This is a genomic window from Microbacterium wangyouchuni (assembly GCF_054072595.1).
The window spans coordinates 50436-69852 of the sequence record NZ_JBSVRM010000003.1; the positions used below are offsets into that span (position 1 = coordinate 50436).

Consider the following 19417-nt stretch of genomic DNA (forward strand, 5'->3'; position numbering starts at 1 on the left):
GGCGCTCAGCGCACACCGAGCTGAGACTCCATGACTGCGGCCGCGGCGCCGAGCAGCACGAGGTCCGGGTCGTTCGCGCCGACTTCGATCTTCAGCCCCTCGATGATCGCCGGGCGCAGCCGTGAATGGATGCCGTCGACCACACCGTCCGCGAACGCCCCTTCGACAAGGCCTCCCGGGCCCACCACAACGACGACGTTGATGTTCAGCATGATCACGATCGGTGCGAGCACTTCGCCGAGCGTGCGACCGGCCGGCTCCAGCACCTCCGCGCCAACGGCTGCGACCCGTCGCTGAAGGTGTGGTGCGCCCACGACCATGTCGAGGCATCCACGCCGACCGCATGGGCACAGCTCGCCGCCGGGGTCGACGGTGAGGTGTGCGATCTCACCCGCCGCGAACTGCTCGCCCAGCACCGGCTCACCGCCCTCGAGCACGGCCGCGCCGACGCCGTTCGCCATGTCGACGACGATCGCGTCGCGGCCGGATCGGTTGCGGAAACGGCTGAGGCCGAGCGCGAGCAGGTTGACGTCGTTGCCGACGACGGTCGGAAGACCGGTGCGGGTTTGGATCGTGTCTGCCAGCGGCACGTCTCGCCAGCGCAGCCGGTCGGCAACATGCACGAGACCGGTGTCGTCCACGAGCCCCGGGGATGCGACGCCGATGCCGATCACCTGACTGGAGGCGCGCTTGATCAGCAGTCTCGCCAGGTCGACGGCATAATCCAGCGCCGGCTCGCCGTGCGCGCCGCCGATACTGATCTGTGCCCGATCTACGACGGTGCCGTCGAGGTCGATGATCGCTCCGGTGAAAGTGTCGTCGTGGGTGAGATCGAGCACAATGGTGCAGTTGCCTTCGGCGTCGATCGCCACACGAGAAGCGGGCTTACCGACGCGCGCCTCGGCCACCACGCCCAGGTCATGCACGGTGCCGGCCCCCACGAGCTCGGAGACGAGCCCGCCTACCGTCGGCAACGACAGCCCGCTCAGCCGAGCAAGCTCCGGCCTGGTCTGCGGGCCGTTCGCGTACAGCAGCCGTCGGATCACCGACAGGTTGTGTTGCCGCGTGACGTGAATCGCCTCACCGCCGGAGTGCTTTCGTGAGCGACGAAGCGCCTTGAGTTCATCGGGAGTCAGCGACAGGATGCCACGCGCATCGGCGTCGTTGGGCTCTCGTGCCACCACCACGTCGTCCTGCTTTCCTGGCTCCGTCACCGCACGATCATCGAGGTCAGCTCGTCGATCTGCTGCTGACGTTCCGCCTGATTCTGAATTCGCCCGCTGACTCCGGGTCGTTCCTGCCACGGTAGCGGCCCCGAGCCGCGCCGGTACTCCACGCCACGCTCGTCGAGTCGTCCGAGGTGCGTATCGAGCCGTGCTGAGAACTCGTCGAAGTCGCCACCGGGCCCGCTCCACAGCACCTCAGCGAGCGCGCAAGCGCGCGGCCACAGCATGTAGTCGCGGACGCGTCCGGAATCCAGGTGCTCCGCCCACAGGTTCGCCTGGGCACCGCGCAGGAAGGTGGCCTGATGCTCGCTCGCCCATGCCGGGATCGGGTCGAAGTCGTAAACTTCTCGCAGCCCGACCACAACGCCGACCGGGATCGGCTCGCGGGGATCATCGGATTGCCGGTAGTCGAAGTAGAGCTGATTGTCGGGGCACGCGATGACCGGGATGCCGCGACGCAGAGCTTCACCGATGCCGGCATCCCCTCGCCAGCCGAGCACCGTCACATCCGCGGTGACGTCATGCTCGAGCACTTCGTCCCAGGCGAGCATGCGCCGACCGCTCTGCTCGATATGCGCGCGCAGCTGCTCGAGGAACCAGAACTGCAGTTCGCGAGGACCGGCGAGTCCGCGTTCCCGGGCCAGCTGCTGCGAGCGCGGGTCTGCCTCCCATGGGCCGGCAGGAACCTCGTCTCCGCCCAGCCCGATGTCGACAGCGGGGAAAAGTTCAAGCACCTCGTCGAGCACGGTTCGGAAGAAGTCCACTGTCGCGTTCTCCGCGTTCAGCGGATACACGCTCACACCCCAGCGCGGGTAGACCTCGACCTGCGGCTGCGCGCCATCGGGGCCGGGAACTCCCAGCTCTGGGTAGGCGGAGATCGCCGCCTGGGAATGACCGGGCAGGTCGATCTCAGGAACGACGGTGATGCCGCGGGCGGCGGAGTAGGCCACGATCTCGCGGATGTCCTGCTGCGTGTAGAAGCCGCCGTGCGGGCGAATCACCTCGGGAGCGTTCGCGTCGTCGGCCCCCTCCTGCGTGCGGTCTCGCCAGGCGCCGATCTCGGTCAACCGTGGGAAGGCACGGATCTCAATGCGCCACCCCTGATCATCGGTGAGGTGCAGGTGCAGTCGGTTGAACTTGTGCATCGCCATGAGATCGACGATGCGCAGCACCTCGCGCACCGGCAGGAAGTGCCGAGCGACGTCGATCATGATGCCGCGCCAGGCGAACGCCGGCTCGTCTTCGACCCGGCAGGCGGGGATCGTTACGGTGCGCGGATGAGTGGATGCTGCGCGCCAGACGTGCTCGCCCATCAGCTGCAGCAGCGTCATGACGCCGTGGTGGAAGCCAGCCGCATCCGACGCGTGAATCGTGATGACCAGTGGTGCGACCTCCAGCCGGTAGGCCTCCGGTTGCAGCGCGGCATCATCGACGAAGCAGATCCCGGCCGAATCGAATTCAGCGTTATCGACGCGGATGCACGCTCCGGCCCACAGCCGCTCAGTCAGCAGGGCGACAGCATCCGCGGCATCCGGAACCCTGAGCACCTCGACCGACTCGGTGATGACGAACTCTCCGACGCCCTCGACAAACTGACGTGGACGCGGAATCACAGTGTGCTTCATCATCAGCCCTTCACCGCCCCGCCGGTCATGCCGGTGACGAGTTTTCGTTGCAGGAAGACGAACAGCACGACCACAGGCAGCGAGAACAGCACGGATGCCGCCATCTGCCCACTGACGTCTGTTCCGGTAATGGGAGAGCTGAATGAGGCCAGCCACACCGGGAGCGTGTACATCGACTGATCCTTCATGAAGGTGTAGGCGATGAGGTAGTCGTTCCAAGCGTTCATGAAGGTGAACACGCTCGTGGCGAGCACGCCCGGCAACACGAGGGGGAAAAGGATGCGGGTGAGTACCTGCCACGTCGTCGCGCCGTCCAGCTGCGCGGCCTCTTCGAGCTCCTTGGGCAGCGCGAGGAAGAAGCTGCGCATCATCCAGATCGAGAACGGGAGCGTTGCCGACACGTAGGCGAGGATGAGCCCGAAGTATGTTCCCAGCAGCCCCGTCGCGTTGAAGACGAAGTACTGCGGGATCAGCGTCGCTCCCCCGGGGATCATCTGGATCAGCAGGATGGTCACCAAGATGGTGCGGCGGCCACTGAAGCGGAAACGCGACAGTGCGGCAGAAGCGAACAGTCCGGCCACGATCGCGAACACGACGGCGCCGACCACCACGATCACCGAGCTGCGCAGGTTCTCGAAGAAGCCTGCTTGAAACAGTGCGGTGTGGAAGTTGGCGAGCGTCGGGTCGGTGGGGAAGAACTGCGGCGTGGAGCTGAGCGCATCGGAACGCTTCGTGAACGCGGTTTTGACCATCCAATAGATCGGGAAGGCCCAGAGCACGCAGAAGACGAACGCGATGACGTTTGCCGTCGGCGACGTGCGGTTCAGTTTCCCCGCGCGTCGGCTCCTGGTCGAAGTGATGGTGCTCACAGGTCGTCCTCCCCGGAGTGGATGAGATGGCGGATGTAGACGCTCGTCAGCGCGGCAAGCAGGATGGCCGTGATGAGTGCGAGCGCCGCTCCGGTGCCGAGGTCGAAGGAGACGAAGGCAGTGATGTAGGTGAAGACGCCGAGCGTCGCGGTGGTGCCGTCCGGGCCGCCCTGGGAGACCAGCCAGATCTGGTTGAACACGTTGAAGTCCCAGATCACGGAGAGGATCGTGACAAGCAGGATCGTGGGCTGCAGGAAGGGCAGGGTCACGTTGAAGTAGATCCGCCGTTCGGAGGCGCCATCCAGTCGCGCAGCCTCCTTATACTCCGGCGAGACCTGAGTCTCAGCGGCGTAGACGGTCATCGCGAGGAAGGGCACAGCCTGCCAGACAACCAGCAACCAGATGGAGGTGAATGCGAGACCGGTGTCCGAGCCCCAGTCCGTATTGGTCATGTCGCCGAACACACGCAGCTGCGTGAGCATCCAGTTGAACACTCCGTAACCGGGCTGGAACAGCCAGTTCCACACCAGGGAGGCGGCGACGTTGGGCATCGCCCAGGTGAACACGAGCACGATCGTGACGAGGACGCGCATCTTCGATCCCAGGCGCGTCATGAGATGGGCGATCGCGACGCCGATGAGGAGGCTGCCGACGACGAGGGCGGCGGTGAAGAGGATCGTGCGGATGAACGACCACCAGAATTCGTCGTTCGTGAGAATGTCGAGGAAGTTATCGAACCCGACGATCGAGTATGCACCGGTGAACAGCGATTTCCTGTTGTAGTCGGTGAAGGCCATCCAGATCATCACGCCAAGCGGGATGATCGTCACCGCCAGCAGCAGGAGGCCCGCTGGCGTCATCAGCAGGAATGCTGGCAGTCGACGGTCCGCGAAAGCACGGGCCGATCTTGGTGTCTTCTGGGTCACTTCGTTCTCCGGGTCGAGTGCAGCCGAACGGGGCGGGCGCCGTTCTGGCGCCCACCCCGATATGTCACTGCAGGTACGCGTTGGCCTTCTCGTCGTACGTGGCCGCGGCCTCCTCCGGTGTCGCGGCACCAGAGGCGATCGTGGAGAACATGTCCTTCAGGACTCCCGAGCTCTCGACGTCGGTCCATCCGGGCGAGGCCGGTGTGGCGCGCGAGGTCAGCGCTGCGGAGAAGAATCCGCTCTTGACCTCGGGGACATCAGCGAGGATCTGCTCGCCGACCTCGACAGAGTTGGGCATCAGGCCCTGGTCGCCGAAGACGTGGTCCTTCTGGATCACGTCGCTGGTCGCGATCTGAATCCAGATCAGGGCGAGCAGCTGGTTGTCGCTCTTGGCTGCGATGCCCCAGTCCGAGCCGCCGAGCATGACGGGCTGTGTGCCCGTGCCGGTCTGGCTCGGCAGTGCGAAGGTGCCGAGGTCGTCCTCGGTGAGGTCTGGGTTGGCAGCAAGGACCGTTGCCATCGCGCCGTTGGTGGCGATGATCGCGCCAGCCTTGCCGTCAGCCAGGATCTGCTCCTGCTCAGGGCTGTCCGTGAATACTGTGTCTGCGGCGGCCACCGAGTAGGCGTCCTGGAACTTCTGCCACTCTGCCAGCGCCTCGATGTTGTCGCTCGCGGTCGACGTCCATGTGCCGTCGTCGTTCTGCGTGGCGATCTCCCCGCCATGGTCCCAGACGAACTGCAGTCCGACGTAGAAGTGCTGGCCCGGCAGGTAGAGGGCCGAGAAGTCGCTGGCGGCGTTGGCGGCCTGGACCTTGTCCAGAGCGCTGGTCAACTCGTCCCAGCTGGTGGGTGCCTCGGTGACACCGGCTTCAGCCCACATGGTCTTGTTGTAGATCACCGCACGGTTGCCGGCGAAGCCGGGAACGGCGTACAGGGTGCCGTCAACCGTCGCCGGGTCTTCGAGTCCGGACAGCCAGGTGTTCCCCTGAGCGAGGTCGTCCTTGTACGGGGTGACATCCATCAGGGCACCGTTTGCAGCGTAACCGGCCACCTGCGTGTTGCCGATGTCGACGACGTCCGGCGGGGTCGAGGTGCCCAGCGCGGTGGAGAGCTTGGTGCCGATGCCGTCCCACTGCTGGATCTGGACATCAGCTTCCGCACCGGTACGCTCGGTGAACTCGGCTTTGATGGCCTCGAGCGACGCATCGTTGTAGTCGTCCTGCATGATCCAGACGGTGAGGGTCTCACCTGAAGCATCCACCGTTTCCGGGATTCCTTCGGGAAGCTCGCTTCCGCCGGCGGCGCTGCCGCTTGAACCGCATCCGGCCAGCGCTAGGGCGGCCACTCCAGCCGTGGCGAACGCTGCCACGCGCATGATCTTACGCATCTGAACTCCTCTGTGAGTCTCTCGGTGGACCACCGCGAACGGTGGATTAATTAATAATCCACACTTATTAATTAATCCGCAAGCATGTGACCGAACTGAGACCTTCAGTGATTCACGAAGTGAGACTGGTTGTGCCCGATGAGCGGGCGGCGAAGTCGTCCGCAGTGGCGAGAATGCTGGCCCGCATGGCGGTGGCTGCCCGGGTCAGATTCACGTCCGAGCGATGCGCGAGACTGACCGTCCGAGTCAGCCTTCGATCCCCCAACCGCATCGACCGCAGACTCGGCCGATCAAGCAGCACCATCGCCGGAACGACGGCGACGCCGAGTCCGCGTTCGACGAAGCGCAGCACTGCGTCCATCTCGGCCCCTTCGACCACCGGGGTCGGGCCGAGACCGGCGGCACGGAAGGCCGCATCGGTCGCTGCGCGCAGGCTATAGCTCTCCGCAAGAAACACCAGCGGCAACCGAGCGAGATCGTGCAGGCCGATGCTCTCCCCATCAGCCACCGGCGGCTGCGCAGCTGACGAGACCACAACGAGCTCTTCGGTGAGCAGCGGAGTGCGCACCAGCGCCGCCCCCGCGACCGGGAGCCCTTCTGACGCGGTGATCAGTGCCATATCTAGCGCTCCGGCGGCAAGATCTTCGACGAGCGGATGCGTGCCTGCCTCGGTCAGTTGCAGTTCGACGCGGGGGTGGGCCGCGTGAAATGCGCTCATCACCTCGGCCACCAGACTGATGCACAGCGTGGGTGGAGCCCCCAGGCGCACGCGCCCGCGCTGAAGTCCGGCCAGCTCGGCCATCTCGGAGCGAACTGCTTCGGCATCCGCCAGCATCCGCCGCGCCCGAGGCAACAGAACCTCCCCCGCTGCGGTGAGCGAGATGTTACCGCGAGCGCGATGGAACAGTTCCGAACCGAGTTCCTGCTCAAGCGTTGAAATCTGCCGGCTCAGCGATGGCTGAGCGAGGTGCAGATTCTCAGCCGCGCGCGTGAAGTGCCCGATCTCGGCGATCTCAACGAAACCGCGCAGTTGCTCCAGGTTCATGTGCTTAGTCTATTGACACCAGAAGAACAATGCATTGGAGTTATTGGCTGCATGTTCTTAGCGTGGAAGGATGACGACACGCGAGCGACAGATCTCCACCACCGTCCTGGTCATCGGAACCGGCGGTTCCGGCCTCCGCGCAGCCATCGAAGTCGCCGAACGCGGTGTCGATGTGCTGGCGGTCGGTAAGCGTCACCGCGATGACGCGCACACCTCGCTCGCGGCGGGTGGCATCAACGCTGCTCTCGGCACGATGGATCCTGACGACAGCTGGCAGCAGCACGCCGCCGACACCATCAAGGAGAGTTACTTCCTGGCGAACCCGCACACCGTCGAAGTGGTCACCCGCGGTGCTGAACGAGGCATCAGTGATCTGGAGCGCTGGGGTATGGGCTTCGCTCGTGAAGACGACGGGCGCATCTCGCAGCGGTTCTTCGGCGCCCATACTTTCCGCCGCACCGCATTTGCGGGCGACTACACCGGACTCGAGATTCAGCGCACGCTCGTACGACGGGCCGAGCAGCTTAATGTACCGATCCTCGACGGCGTGTACATCACACGCATCCTGGTGAAGGACAACGTCGTCTTCGGCGCGTACGGGTTCGACCAGTCAGACGGCACGCGCTATCTGATCCACGCGGATGCCGTGATCCTGGCTGCGGGCGGACACACCCGGATCTGGCGCCGCACGTCATCGCGTCGCGATGAGAACACCGGGGACGCGTTCCGCCTGGCAGTCGACGCCGGGGCGCGGCTGCGCGATCCCGAGCTCGTGCAGTTCCATCCGTCCGGCATCATCGAACCCGAGAATGCAGCCGGCACGCTGATCTCCGAGGCGGCGCGCGGTGAGGGCGGCATCCTGCGCAACGCGCTCGGCGAGCGCTTCATGTCGAAGTACGACCCCGAGCGGATGGAGTTGTCGACCCGCGACCGTGTGGCTCTCGCTGCATACACCGAGATCGCTGAAGCCCGCGGAACGCAGAACGGCGGAGTCTGGCTCGACGTGTCGCATCTTCCTCGCGAGACGATCATGTCCCGCCTCCCCCGCGTTTTCCAGACGATGATGGAACTGCAGATGCTCGATATCACGACCGATCCGATCGAGATCGCCCCGACCGCGCACTATTCGATGGGCGGCGTATGGGTACGCCCGGAGGACCATGGCACCGACGTCGACGGACTCTACGCGATCGGCGAAGCATCCAGCGGCCTGCACGGCGCGAATCGTCTCGGAGGCAACTCTTTGATCGAGCTGCTGGTGTATGGGCGGCTGGTCGGCCAGGCGGCGGTCGCACATGCCTCGGCGCTGGACTCGCAACGACGCTCCCCGGTCGCTGTCGCGCAGGCGCGCGCCGAGATCGATGATCTGTTGGCAGCCGACGGGCGTGAGAATGTGCGCGCGCTGCAGCGCGGCATCCGCAACATGATGACCGAGTATGCCGGTGTGGTGCGCTCCGAGGACGGGCTGCGTACCGGTCTTGCGGAGCTCGCCCTCATCGAGGAACGCATGAACGACGTCGGAATCCATCCCGACATCGCCGGCTTCCAGGATCTCGCGCACGCGTGCGACCTCAAGGGCTCGGCCCTGGCTGCGCGGGCAACTCTCGAAGCGGCGTTGGAGCGGCGCGAGACCCGCGGATGCCACAACCGTAGCGACTTCCCCGAGACTGATCCGGCACTGCAGGTGAACCTCGTCTGGTCGCCCGCCACCGGCGTGACGCGCGAGGAGATCCCACCGGTGCCGGCCGAGATCCAAGCACTCATCCGCAACGTCTCCTCCGAGGGCAAGCTCGTCGAGTAGCGCGGGCACACCGATATTCATCGTTCTTTCGGGAGCACACCGAGCAGCGATGCGGCCACCAGAGCCTCCGCGCGCGAGTGAACACCGAGCTTTCGATACACGGATCCGAGATGCACCTTCACCGTGTTCACCGACAAGTGCAGTTGCTCCGCTATGTCTTGCCGTGAGCTGTGAGCACACAGGGCGCGCAGCACGGCGATCTCCTGACGCGTCAGCAGAGCCCGGCGGGTCTCCATTCCGTCCGATTGCACACAGGTCGGCACCGCCCGCAGCACCGGTTGAAGGGGATGCGGCGATTCGGTGCCGGCACCTGACCCGGCGAGCAATGCTTGACGATCAGACGCGGACAGATAGATGAGCGGGAAGCGCAGTCCATGGATCTCAGCCAGCATATGGAGTTTGGTGCGCGCAGTCACGAGATCGACGGAGTGGGCGCTGTGGCGGGCCACGAGCAGCGAGGCGATGATCGCAAAGCCCTGCTCAAGTGGGGTGCGTGCCGAGAGGCCTGCGGTGACGGCATCTGCCACCGCCCGGTCCGCATCCGCCGTGCGCGCGGCGATGATTGCACTGAGAGCAGCGTGCGTGGCCCTGGCTGCGACCGTCCGTCGCCCCGTGATCTCCTGGTGAGGATCGGCGCCGGCCGCTCGTAGCATCAGGCGCAACAGGCGCAGGCGTTCACGGATGACTGGATGCGTCGTCCCATCGAGCCGCTCACCGACACGCTCATCGAACCAGGTCGATGCCGCCGAGACATCGCCCCGGATCAACGCGGCGCATACCTGCGCGAACACGACAATATCCCAATGCTCCGTCTCTGATTCGAACGCGATGAAGCGTGACAAGACTCCGTCGAGACGCATCGCGTCCACCTGGTTCACAGCGATCAGTATCTCGGCGAGGTCACGGTAGGTTCTGGTGTAACCGGTACGCCACGCCGACGGCCAATCCTCCTCGATGACCAGTTCCAGCCACCTCTCGGCTTCGCGAACGGAACCGTTGTCGGCGGCGATGAACGCGAGCATCGACGCCGATGAGTTGCGCCGATGCCCCAGCGCATGCTCGTCGCAGTAGTCGAAGAGAAGACGGTAGAGCTCGACCGCTTCGCTGCGCGCCCCGGCGTAGACGAGGCTGACGCCCACCTGATGCCACACGGTCACGAGAACCTGATTCAGAGAGGGATCGAGCTTTCGATTCAGCGCGAGCTTCGCCAGGTCACGTGACGCGATCCTCGCCTTCGCACGTCCCGCGCTCACCTGACCACTCCGGCGCAGCACATACGCCTCCACTCCGTCGAGGATCGCACGTTCGGTAGGCGGGAGCGAACGCGCGGTAGCAGCAGCCCTGTCACCTGCTGCCCGGAGATACACCATTGCGCGATCCATGCCGTCGGGCTGAAGGGCGAGCTGGGTGCCCATCCACAGCGCCAGGATCGGATGCGCCAGTTGCTCGGATCGTGGAATGCGTCGGATCATGTCTGCGTACACATCACCGTCGTCTCCGCCCAGGGGGAACAATCGCATGCCGACCGCAGCGATCAGGTCGATGTCGCCGCTGCGCACGGCGAACGGCAACGCTGCGCTCGGATCGAATCGCTCGGTGAGGAACCAGCGCGCTATGACCGCTGCCGTGCCCTGCTCGGTGCGGCTCCGGGAGAAGCCTGTGGCGTTAGCCTGCGCTTCTTCGTACACGCCGTCGACGTAGTAAAACTCCGGTTTGCCATCGGATGTTGCGTGCCAGGTGCCGAGCCCTTTCTGCACCAGCCGATCGAGCTGGAGTGCCGCGTCGTCGTGACCCGTCAATGCTCTCGCGAGCTGCGCATCGAGATAAGGCGCCGCTCCTGTGTCACGGATGAATCTCTGCATCGCAAGGTCGACACAACGGGGTGCCGCCTTCGAAGACTCGAGGGGTTCCGCCAGCGAAGGAGCGACCTCTTTCACCACGATCACTCGCAACTTCGTCGTCTGGGCGAGCAGGTCTGCGACATCGGATTCCACCTGCGCGGCGAAAGCCGGTGCCGCTCCCTCGCCATGAAAAACCACGACGACCGCGCGGTCCAGGTCCTGAATGATTCTCGCCAGAGTGCCAAGTGCGCTGTCCCCACTGGCAGAGGCGGCCATGAGATCACGATGGAGCCTGTCATCGTCGATGTGCCCGTGCGAGTGCAGAAGAGTGATCATCCGTACCCAGAGCGCGCCAGCACGCGCGGTCGTTCCTTCGGCCTGCGAGCGCGGATCCAGCCAGACAACGACGGCGGATGCCGCGGCGGCCGAACCCCGCGTCCAAGCCACTACATGATCGATGCTCTCGGATGCTGACCCGGCCGGGATGATGACGAATCGTTCTGGGCCATCCAACCGGTAAGTAGCCGGGGCTCGCCGCCCAGACTCGAGGGCATCGATTGTCTTCTCGCCCGTCTGCAATGCGGCTCCGTCCACTCTGATCGATTCGACCATATCGATGACGTGGCATCGTCGGCCAATCGGGCAGAGGAGGCCAGCGCATGTGCAGCTGGCCTCTTGCCATGCCTCCCGAACGAGCGCCCTGGGGAGGAATCCGCTGTCGGGAGGCACTGCTCCAACTGCTCCTGCCCATCGGTGGGGCGGTGGGCAGGAGCGTCCGGAGAGTTGTTATGCCACGGCGTGGAGGCCGCGACGTCTGGCATATAGCCAGATCCCGAGCGCCACCAGCACCACTCCCCCAGCGCCGCCGAGTACCCAGGCGGAGCCACCGGTGATCGCCAGTCCCGGAACGACCTGAGTGGTCGTCAGGCAATCAGGATCGTCCGATTCCGGCGCACAGTTCGCGCCGGAATCCAGCGGCGTCACCACGATATTGCGGATCTCTCCCACGCGCGTCGTCGTGATCGAGTACGTCACCGAGATGCTTTCACCGATCGCAAGCGCTCCCTGCCAGCGCAGCACCGGCTTCTCGTACGTCGTGCCCTGAGAAGCATCGTCGTTGTAGACGCCAAGTTTCAGCGCCGAGCTGAGGTCGTCTGTGAACGCTGCGGGGCGCGCATCCGTGTAGTCGACCTGTCCAGTGTTGGTCACGGTGATCGTGTAGGTCACAGTGTCGCCCACCGCTGCGGTACTCGTGGACGCCTTCTTCGTCACGTGCACGGATGCGACGGGCGTCTCCACGATGCATTCCGTGCCGATGGCGCAGCCGCCTGCAGGCCCGTCGGCGAACACCGCGTTTCGGAGGATCCCGTCACCCGTTGCCGGCTTAGTGGTGGTGACGGAGTAGGTGACGACCACCGACTCGCCCACCGCCAATGGCCCGGACCAGGTCAGTTCGTCTCCGTCTACCGCGCCGCCCTCCGAGATGTCTCCGTTGTAGGAGGCATCGTCGAGGACGTCGGAAAGGTCATCGACGAAGGATGCCGGAGCATCCGCCGTGTACGCGACCTGGCCGGTGTTCGTGACCGTGACGCTATAGGTGACGACTCCGCCGAGGATCACGTCTTCGACGTCCGCGGCCTTCGAGACCGTGTACGACGCGACGTGCGTCTGAGTGACGCACTCCCCCTCGATGCACTCGCCGCCGGGGGCGGAAGGCATGACGACGTTGCGCAACGTGAAGTCTCCCTCGACGGGAACGTCCACGGTGACCGAGTACGTCACCTCGACGCTCTCGCCGACGGCCAATGGGCCACTCCAGCTCAGCGTGTCACCATCCACGGTGCCGCCGTCTGAGACGTCATCGTTGTAGGTGGCGTCGTCGAGAACACGCGACAGGTCGTCGGTGAAGGAGGCGGGCTCCTCCTGTGTGTAGGCGACCTCGCCTGTGTTCGTGACAGTCACGGTGTAGGTGACGGTGTCACCCGGAAGTACGGATGCCTGATCCGCACTCTTCGAAACGGTGAAGGATGCCGCGGGAACGTTGGCCACACAGTCGGGGTCCGTCGAACCCGGTGCACAGTTGCCACCGATCCCTTCAGGCGCCACGACCGCGTTCTCGAGTCGGTGATCACCGGTGAGCGGATCGTTGACCGTCACGGAATAGCTCACCGTGACGCTGGTCCCGACCGCAAGCGAGCCGGACCACGACAACACGCCGTCGACGTACTCGATGCCTGTACCGCTGTCGCTTGTCGCATCGCCGTTGTAGGTGGCGTCATCGAGCACCGCCGCGAGGTCATCCGTGAAGGAAGCCGGCATCGCATCGGTGTAGTCGACCTGACCGGTGTTGGTGATGACAATGCTGTACTCGACGACATCACCCGGGACCACCTCGGTCGATGCGGTCGTCTTTGCCAGATGGAATGACGCCAACGGTGTCCGAGTCGTGCACTCCAGGTCGCATTCTCCGCCGGGCGCCGTTGGAATCACGGCGTTGACAAGCGTGTAGTCGCCGAGGATCGGGTCATCGATGGTGACGGAGTATGTCACCGTGATGCTCTCACCCGCCGCGACCGGACCGGTCCATGTGAGCGTGTTGCCGCTGACAGTGCCGCCCGCAGAGACGTCGCCGTTGTAGACGGCGTCGTCGAGCACACCTGCGAGATCATCCGAGAAGCTCGCCGGGTTCGCCTCGGTGTAATCAACCGCGCCGGTGTTGGTCACCGTGATCGAATAGGTGACTACACCGCCGGGAAGCGACGTCGCAGCATCCACCTGCTTGCTCACCGTGTACGAGGCCACCGGTGTTTCGACCACGCAATCGGTGTCCGTAACGCACACTCCGCCTGGGGCGGTGGGGGTGACCGAGTTGCGCAGCGTCTGGTCGCCACTGATCGGATCGTTGACTGTCACCGAATAGGTGACGGTCACGGACTCGCCGATTGCCAGCGCTCCAGCCCAGGCCAGCACCGTTCCGTCGACCGTTGCACCAGATGACACATCGTCGTTGTAGACGGCGTCATCCAGTACAGCGGTGAGGTCATCCGTGAAGGATGCCGGTGCCGCGTCGGTGTAGTCCACGTGCCCCGTGTTCGTGACGGTCACGCTGTATGCGACCACGTCACCTGGCATCGCGGTAGGGACGTCGGCTGTCTTCTCCACGGAGAACGACTGCACCGGTGTCTCCACCACGCATTCGAGATCAGGGTCGCAATCGCCACCGGGACCATCGGGCATCACTGCGTTGATGAGAGTGCCATCACCCGTCGCCGGGTTGTTGACCGTGACGGAGTACGTGACGATCGACGTCGCACCCACATCGACCGAGCCGGTCCAGCTGAGCTCTTCGCCTGCGACACTGCCTCCAGCGGTGACATCGCCGTTGTACGTGGCGTCGTCGAGCACCTCGGACAGGTCGTCCGTGAACGTCGCCGGGTAGTCGACATCGAACGCAACGGCGCCGATGTTCTCGACGGTGACCGTGTAGATCACGACATCACCGGGCACGACGGTCGCCGGGTCAGCAGCCTTCGAGACGAGGTACGACGCGATCGGTGTCGTCGTCGCGCATTCGCCCTCGATGCACTCTCCGCCCGGAGCCGTCGGTGTGACGACGTTGCTCAGGACGAAGTCGCCGGTGACCGGGTCGTCCACCGTGACCGAGTAGGTCACGGTCACGGCCTCGCCCACGGCGAGCGCTCCGCTCCACTCGAGCAGATCGTCGGTGACGACACCGCCGGTGGACACATCGTCGTTGTATGCCGCGTCGTCGAGCACACGCGACAGGTCATCGCTGAACGACGCCGGCGAGCCGGCCGTGTAGTCGACGGTGCCGGTGTTCGTGACCGTCACGGTGTAGGTGATGATGTCACCGGGAACCGCGCTCGTCACATCCGCGCTCTTGGAGAGCGAGAACGATGCCGCCGGAATCTTCTTCGTGCAATCGGGATCATTCGATCCGATCTCACAGTTACCCCCGGGCGGCGTCACCACGGTGTTGTCGAGGCGACGGTCGCCGGTGGCGGGGTCGTTGACGGTGACGGAATACGTAACAGTCACGGATGCGCCGATCGCCAGTGGCCCGGTCCATTCGAGCACGCCATCGACGTATTCGACGCCCGCACCGCTGTCGCTGGCCGCGTCGCCGTTGTAAGTTGCGTCGTCGAGGACCGCGGCGAGGTCGTCGCTGAAGGATGCAGGTTCGGCATCTGTGTAGTCGACCTGACCGGTGTTAGTGATGACGATCCGGTAGTCGACGACACTGCCGGGGACGACTTCGGTTGACGCGGAAGACTTCTTGACGTGGAAGGCAGAGACCGGGGTCTCCGTCAGGCACACATCGCAGGCACCACCGGGGGCGGTCGGTACGACCTCGTTGTTCAGCGTGAAGTCGCCGGCGACAGAGGCATCGACGGTGACCGAGTACGTCACCTCTACACTCTCCCCCACTGGCAGCGCACCAGACCAGGTGAGCGTGTTGCCGCTGATCTCACCGCCGGTGGAGACGTCGTCGTTGTAGACGGCATCGTCGAACACCCCGGACAGATCGTCGGAGAAGCTCGCCGGTTTGCTCGTCGTGTACGCAACTTCGCCCGTGTTCGTCACGGTGACCGTGTAGTTGATGATCCCGCCGGGCAGCACAGAGACCTGATCTGCTTCCTTGTTCACGGTGAACGACGCGACCGGGGTCTCGGTGATGCATTCTGCATCGAGCGCACATGTGCTTCCGGGAGACGGGGACGTGACAGTGTTGACGAGGTTTTGGTCGCCGCTGATCGGGTCGTTGACGGTCACCGAGTAGCTCACGGTGGCGGACTGTCCCGCTGCGAGCGGGCCGGACCAGGACAACACCGTGCCGGAGAGTGTCGCACCGGCGGACGCGTCGTCGTTGTACACGGCGTCATCAAGGACCGCCGCGAGCTCGTCGGCGAAAGCCGCCGGTACCTCGTCGGTGTAGTCGGCCCGACCGGTATTCGTCACGATGACGGTGTAGGTGACGACGTCACCAGGCATCGCCGAAGCGACGTCGACAGTCTTCTCCACGGTGAGCGAACGCACCGGGGTCTGCGTCTCGCAGACGAGTGCGGGATCGCACTCGCCGATCGTCTGGTTCGGTACGACCGCGTTGCCGAGAACGCCGTCACCAGTCGCCGGATCGTTGACTGTGACGGAGTAGGTGACCGTCACCGTCTCTCCGATGGCGAGCGGGCCGGTCCAGCTGAGCTCGTCGCCCGCCACTGTGCCGCCGGCGGAGACGTCGTCGTTGTATGTCGCGTCGTCGAGCACCTCCGCGAGATCATCGACGAACGACGCTGGTTCTGCCGCATCGAAGGGGACGGCTCCGGTGTTCACGACCGAGACGGTGTAGGTGAGGATCTCACCGGGAACAACGGTGTCCTTGTCTGCGGTCTTCGAAACGCTGTAGCTCTTGATCGGTGTCGATGTGCACTGCCCGCTTGCGGGGTCGCAATTCGGGTCTGGTTCCTCTCCCGGGTTCACCAGGTAGTTGGCTGCGGTGCTGTCGCCACGCTCTGCCGCAGGCTTCACCGTCACGGTATAGGTGATCTCGGCGCTTGCGCCTGCCGGCAGCGTGCCGCGGATGGCGATGATCCCCGCATCGGGTCCTGTCGCTGTGACGGTTGCCGTGTCGGATGCGACGGCGGTTGTGATCGTCGCGTCGTCGAGCACGCCGTTCAAGTCGTCGTCGCGGTTGACTGCGACATCGGTCGCGCCGGTGTTGGTAACGACGATCGTGTAGGTGAGCTCCGTGCCTGCGCTCACCGGATTCTCCGAGGCGACCACGGACTTGGCGTAGGTAACCCCGCTGATCGGAGTGGTCGTGCAGTCCGGCTGCTGCGGATCGGTCGGCACGCACACATCGACCCCCGGAGGTGTCTCTCCCGGCGGAAGCAGGAAGTTCGTCGCGATGCTGTCGCCGCGCTCGGCATCCGGCAGAACGGTCACGGTGTAGGTGACGGTGTACTGCTCGCCTACCGGCACCTCGCCGCTGATCGCGATCTCGTCCCCATCGCGCACGACGGTCAACCCGTTGGGCGAGACCGGCTCGATGGTGACCTCAGCATCATCGAGAACGTGCACGAGGTTGTCCACGGCGTTGACCGTTGCCGGGGCTTCCCCTGTGTTGTTGAAGAACAGCGTGTAAGTGATGGTCGATCCCGCAACTACGGGATCCGACGACGGCGTCGCTTGCTTCCACTGCGTCAGATCAGAGCCAGGTATCTGCACAGTGTCGCAGCTCGGCTGGCCGGCAGCCGTCTCCGAGGCGGGAATGCACGCCCGGTTGTCGAGGAGCTGGTCGCCGGCACCCGTGTAGACGACCGAGTAGGTTACGGTGGCCGACTCGCCGACACCGAGGGCGCCGGACCAGGAGAGCTTGGGCTCGACGTACATCACGACCCCCGACGACAAATTCCCGAAGACGTAGGTGGCGTCGTCGAGAACCTCAGTCAGATCATCGGTGAAGGTTGCCGGCTCTGCCGCGGTGAACACACCGGGGCCGACGTTGGTCACGACGACGGTGTACTCGACGCTCTCCCCGACCGCGGGAAGGTCGGTGCGATCCGCGGTCTTCGTGATGGTGAGCTTGGGCAGCAGGAACTCGACCTCTGCACAGCTCTCCCCGGTCACCGGGTCACGACCGTCGACGGGCGGAGCACACGTCGGAGGAGTCGAGTCCGTCGGGACGTTGGGCTCCCACGCCACGTTGCGGACGTCGCCATCGCCGCCCGCAACCAACGTGACGGTGTACTCCAGCTCGACCGTCGCGCCGGCAGCGAGTGCACCAGACCAACTGAGTGTCGGAGCGGTGTAGGACACCGTGCCTGGAAGCGTCGCGGAAGCATCAGCGTTGTAGGTCGCATCGTCGAGAACTGCCGAGACGTCGTCGAACACATAGGCGGGATCCGCGTCGGTGTAGTCGGCAGCACCGACGTTGGTCGCTGTGACGATGTACGTCACCGTGTCGCCCACGCGCGTGTCCTGCGTGGCGTCAGACTGCTTGGTGATCTCGAGGATGCGAGGGCATACCTCCGCGGAATCGGAGTTGTTCGTCTCATCCGGGTCGAGCTCGTTGCCGAGCACGGTCGCGGTGTTGCTGAAGCAGGCCACCGCTGTCGCAGAGGAGGTACCCGTGATCGTGATCTCTACGCTGTCCCCTGCAAGCAGGCGACCGCCCGCGCAGTTCACCGTGTTGCCGTTGGCGGTGCAGGTGGCGTCGGCGCTCGTGACAGTCACGCCCGTCAACTCGGCCGGTACGACGTCGGAGAAGGCCCAGCCGCTTGATTCGCCGGGGCCGTTGTTCATCACCGTGAGGGTGTATGTCACGTCACCACCGGGAACGAACGTCGGCGGAGCGGCCTTGTCCATCACCAGATCCACCGGGTCGCCGGGGATCGCCGTGCCGTCATTACCCGATGAGGGAGGACCTGCGGACATCGAGATGACCTCGAACGTGGGCGTCGCGGAAGCGCCATCCGTGATGCGAAGCTGCGCAATGTTGCCGGTGCCGTTGTTGGAGAATCCGAGGTTCCCGTTTCCGAACTTCCAGGCTGCACCCCAGGCGCCACCCACCGCACCCGGAATCACTCCGGGGAAGTTTGTGAGGATGCCCGTGGTCGGATCGATGCGGGCGATTGTGCCGGCCGGCTGAGCGGCGTTGTAATTGAAGGCCCAGAGGTATCCGTCGTGGAACTCGAAGTCTGCCAGCGTCCAGTTCGTGCCGGTGATCGTGGCACCGGCGGTGATCGCTCCCGTGGCGGGATTCGCCTGGTAGAGAACGGCCGATATGCCCACCCCGCCATTGGTCGTGTAGAGCCGGTTGTTTGCAGGGTTGAACGCACCAGCCCACTGCGCCACTGGGTAGGTCGCCGAGCCGACTCGGGTCACGAAACCGCCCTCGCCGATGCGCACGAACGCGTTCCGCGGAATCGCTCCGATGGCGGTGATCACTGCGCCATAAACAAGCTGAGTATCGGCGTTGTAGCTGATCGCGTTGTAGTTGCCGCTGGCGATCGGACCACCCTCGGGCGTGAATGCGTACGTGCCGTCTCCGGAGGTCTCCGAGCGGTACATCCCCGTAGGGTCGCCTGTTTGCGACTGCGCGACGAATACCGTAGGCCGTGAGCCATCGAACGGATCGCCCGGCGCGGCGCTCGCGGTGGGAGCTGCCAGCGGTGACACTGCTGCGAACAATCCGACGACGAGTGCTGAGGCGGCGAGGGCAGCGATACGCCGCATGTGCTGTCCGAACCCGAGCTCCTCTGTGCCACGTCCGCGTGTACGGCGTCTCTGCGCATTCCTCATCACTGCTGCCCCCTCGGCGCTCAACCACTGCCACGCCGCTGACGTACGCGCGACGAAGTCGGGCGGCACGTGCAACGGCAACGCTGTGTGTCTCTGTCGCTCTGCGGACCGGAATATCGCAGGGCGACTTGACTCCGAATATAGGGTTCGGCGGTGCCCGATTCGATTCCCGCCACGACATGGCCACAAAGTTCGCCCCCGGTTAACCCCCACGAACAAGTCGGAGCGCGCCCGTGCCCACGATCGAGGGGTTTCCTACCAGGTCAGGCTGATCGATTCACGCACATCGTTCGGCGCTGCGGCGACGTCGAACAGGTACCGCTACTTGGCAACGCCGAGTAGCGAGTTTTCCCTTCGCATCGTTCACACCGGGCA

At 64.8% G+C, this 19417-nt stretch carries 9 protein-coding genes; 1 reads left to right on the forward strand and 8 read right to left on the reverse strand.

Annotated elements, in window-relative coordinates:
- Positions 1-5: 5 nt before the first annotated feature.
- The 6 genes from ACW5CM_RS05375 to ACW5CM_RS05400 form a co-directional block, all read right to left on the reverse strand.
- Positions 6-1214, reverse strand: coding sequence for an ROK family protein (locus tag ACW5CM_RS05375; RefSeq protein WP_457124390.1), 1209 nt, complete (start codon positions 1212-1214; stop codon positions 6-8).
- Entirely contained in the window at positions 1211-2854 is a 1644-nt protein-coding gene (locus tag ACW5CM_RS05380; RefSeq protein WP_457124391.1) for a beta-N-acetylhexosaminidase, read from the reverse strand. The genes ACW5CM_RS05375 and ACW5CM_RS05380 overlap by 4 nt, the downstream gene beginning before the upstream one ends.
- Positions 2854-3720, reverse strand: a complete 867-nt coding sequence (locus ACW5CM_RS05385) for a carbohydrate ABC transporter permease (protein ID WP_438255582.1) — start codon at positions 3718-3720, stop codon at positions 2854-2856. The genes ACW5CM_RS05380 and ACW5CM_RS05385 overlap by 1 nt, the downstream gene beginning before the upstream one ends.
- Entirely contained in the window at positions 3717-4646 is a 930-nt protein-coding gene (locus tag ACW5CM_RS05390) for a carbohydrate ABC transporter permease (RefSeq protein ID WP_438255583.1), read from the reverse strand. Before ACW5CM_RS05390 ends, ACW5CM_RS05385 begins: the two co-directional genes overlap by 4 nt.
- A 64-nt stretch (positions 4647-4710) precedes the next feature.
- A complete protein-coding gene (locus ACW5CM_RS05395; RefSeq protein ID WP_438255584.1) occupies positions 4711-6033 on the reverse strand; it encodes an extracellular solute-binding protein in 1323 nt (440 codons plus the stop codon).
- A gap of 112 nt (positions 6034-6145) precedes the next feature.
- Positions 6146-7078, reverse strand: coding sequence for a LysR family transcriptional regulator (locus tag ACW5CM_RS05400; protein ID WP_457124392.1), 933 nt, complete (start codon positions 7076-7078; stop codon positions 6146-6148).
- A 70-nt stretch (positions 7079-7148) separates the two neighbouring features.
- On the opposite strand from ACW5CM_RS05400, the gene ACW5CM_RS05405 reads away from it, so the two are divergent.
- Positions 7149-8879: an L-aspartate oxidase gene (locus ACW5CM_RS05405; protein WP_457124393.1), complete on the forward strand. Its 1731-nt coding sequence runs from the start codon at positions 7149-7151 to the stop codon at positions 8877-8879.
- Positions 8880-8896: 17 nt separating this feature from the next.
- On the opposite strand, the gene ACW5CM_RS05410 is transcribed toward ACW5CM_RS05405, so the two are convergent.
- On the reverse strand, positions 8897-11314 hold the full coding sequence (locus ACW5CM_RS05410) for a helix-turn-helix transcriptional regulator (protein ID WP_457124394.1): 2418 nt from the start codon (positions 11312-11314) through the stop codon (positions 8897-8899).
- A gap of 192 nt (positions 11315-11506) precedes the next feature.
- Positions 11507-18976: a DUF7927 domain-containing protein gene (locus tag ACW5CM_RS05415; protein ID WP_457124395.1), complete on the reverse strand. Its 7470-nt coding sequence runs from the start codon at positions 18974-18976 to the stop codon at positions 11507-11509.
- Positions 18977-19417 lie beyond the last annotated feature (441 nt).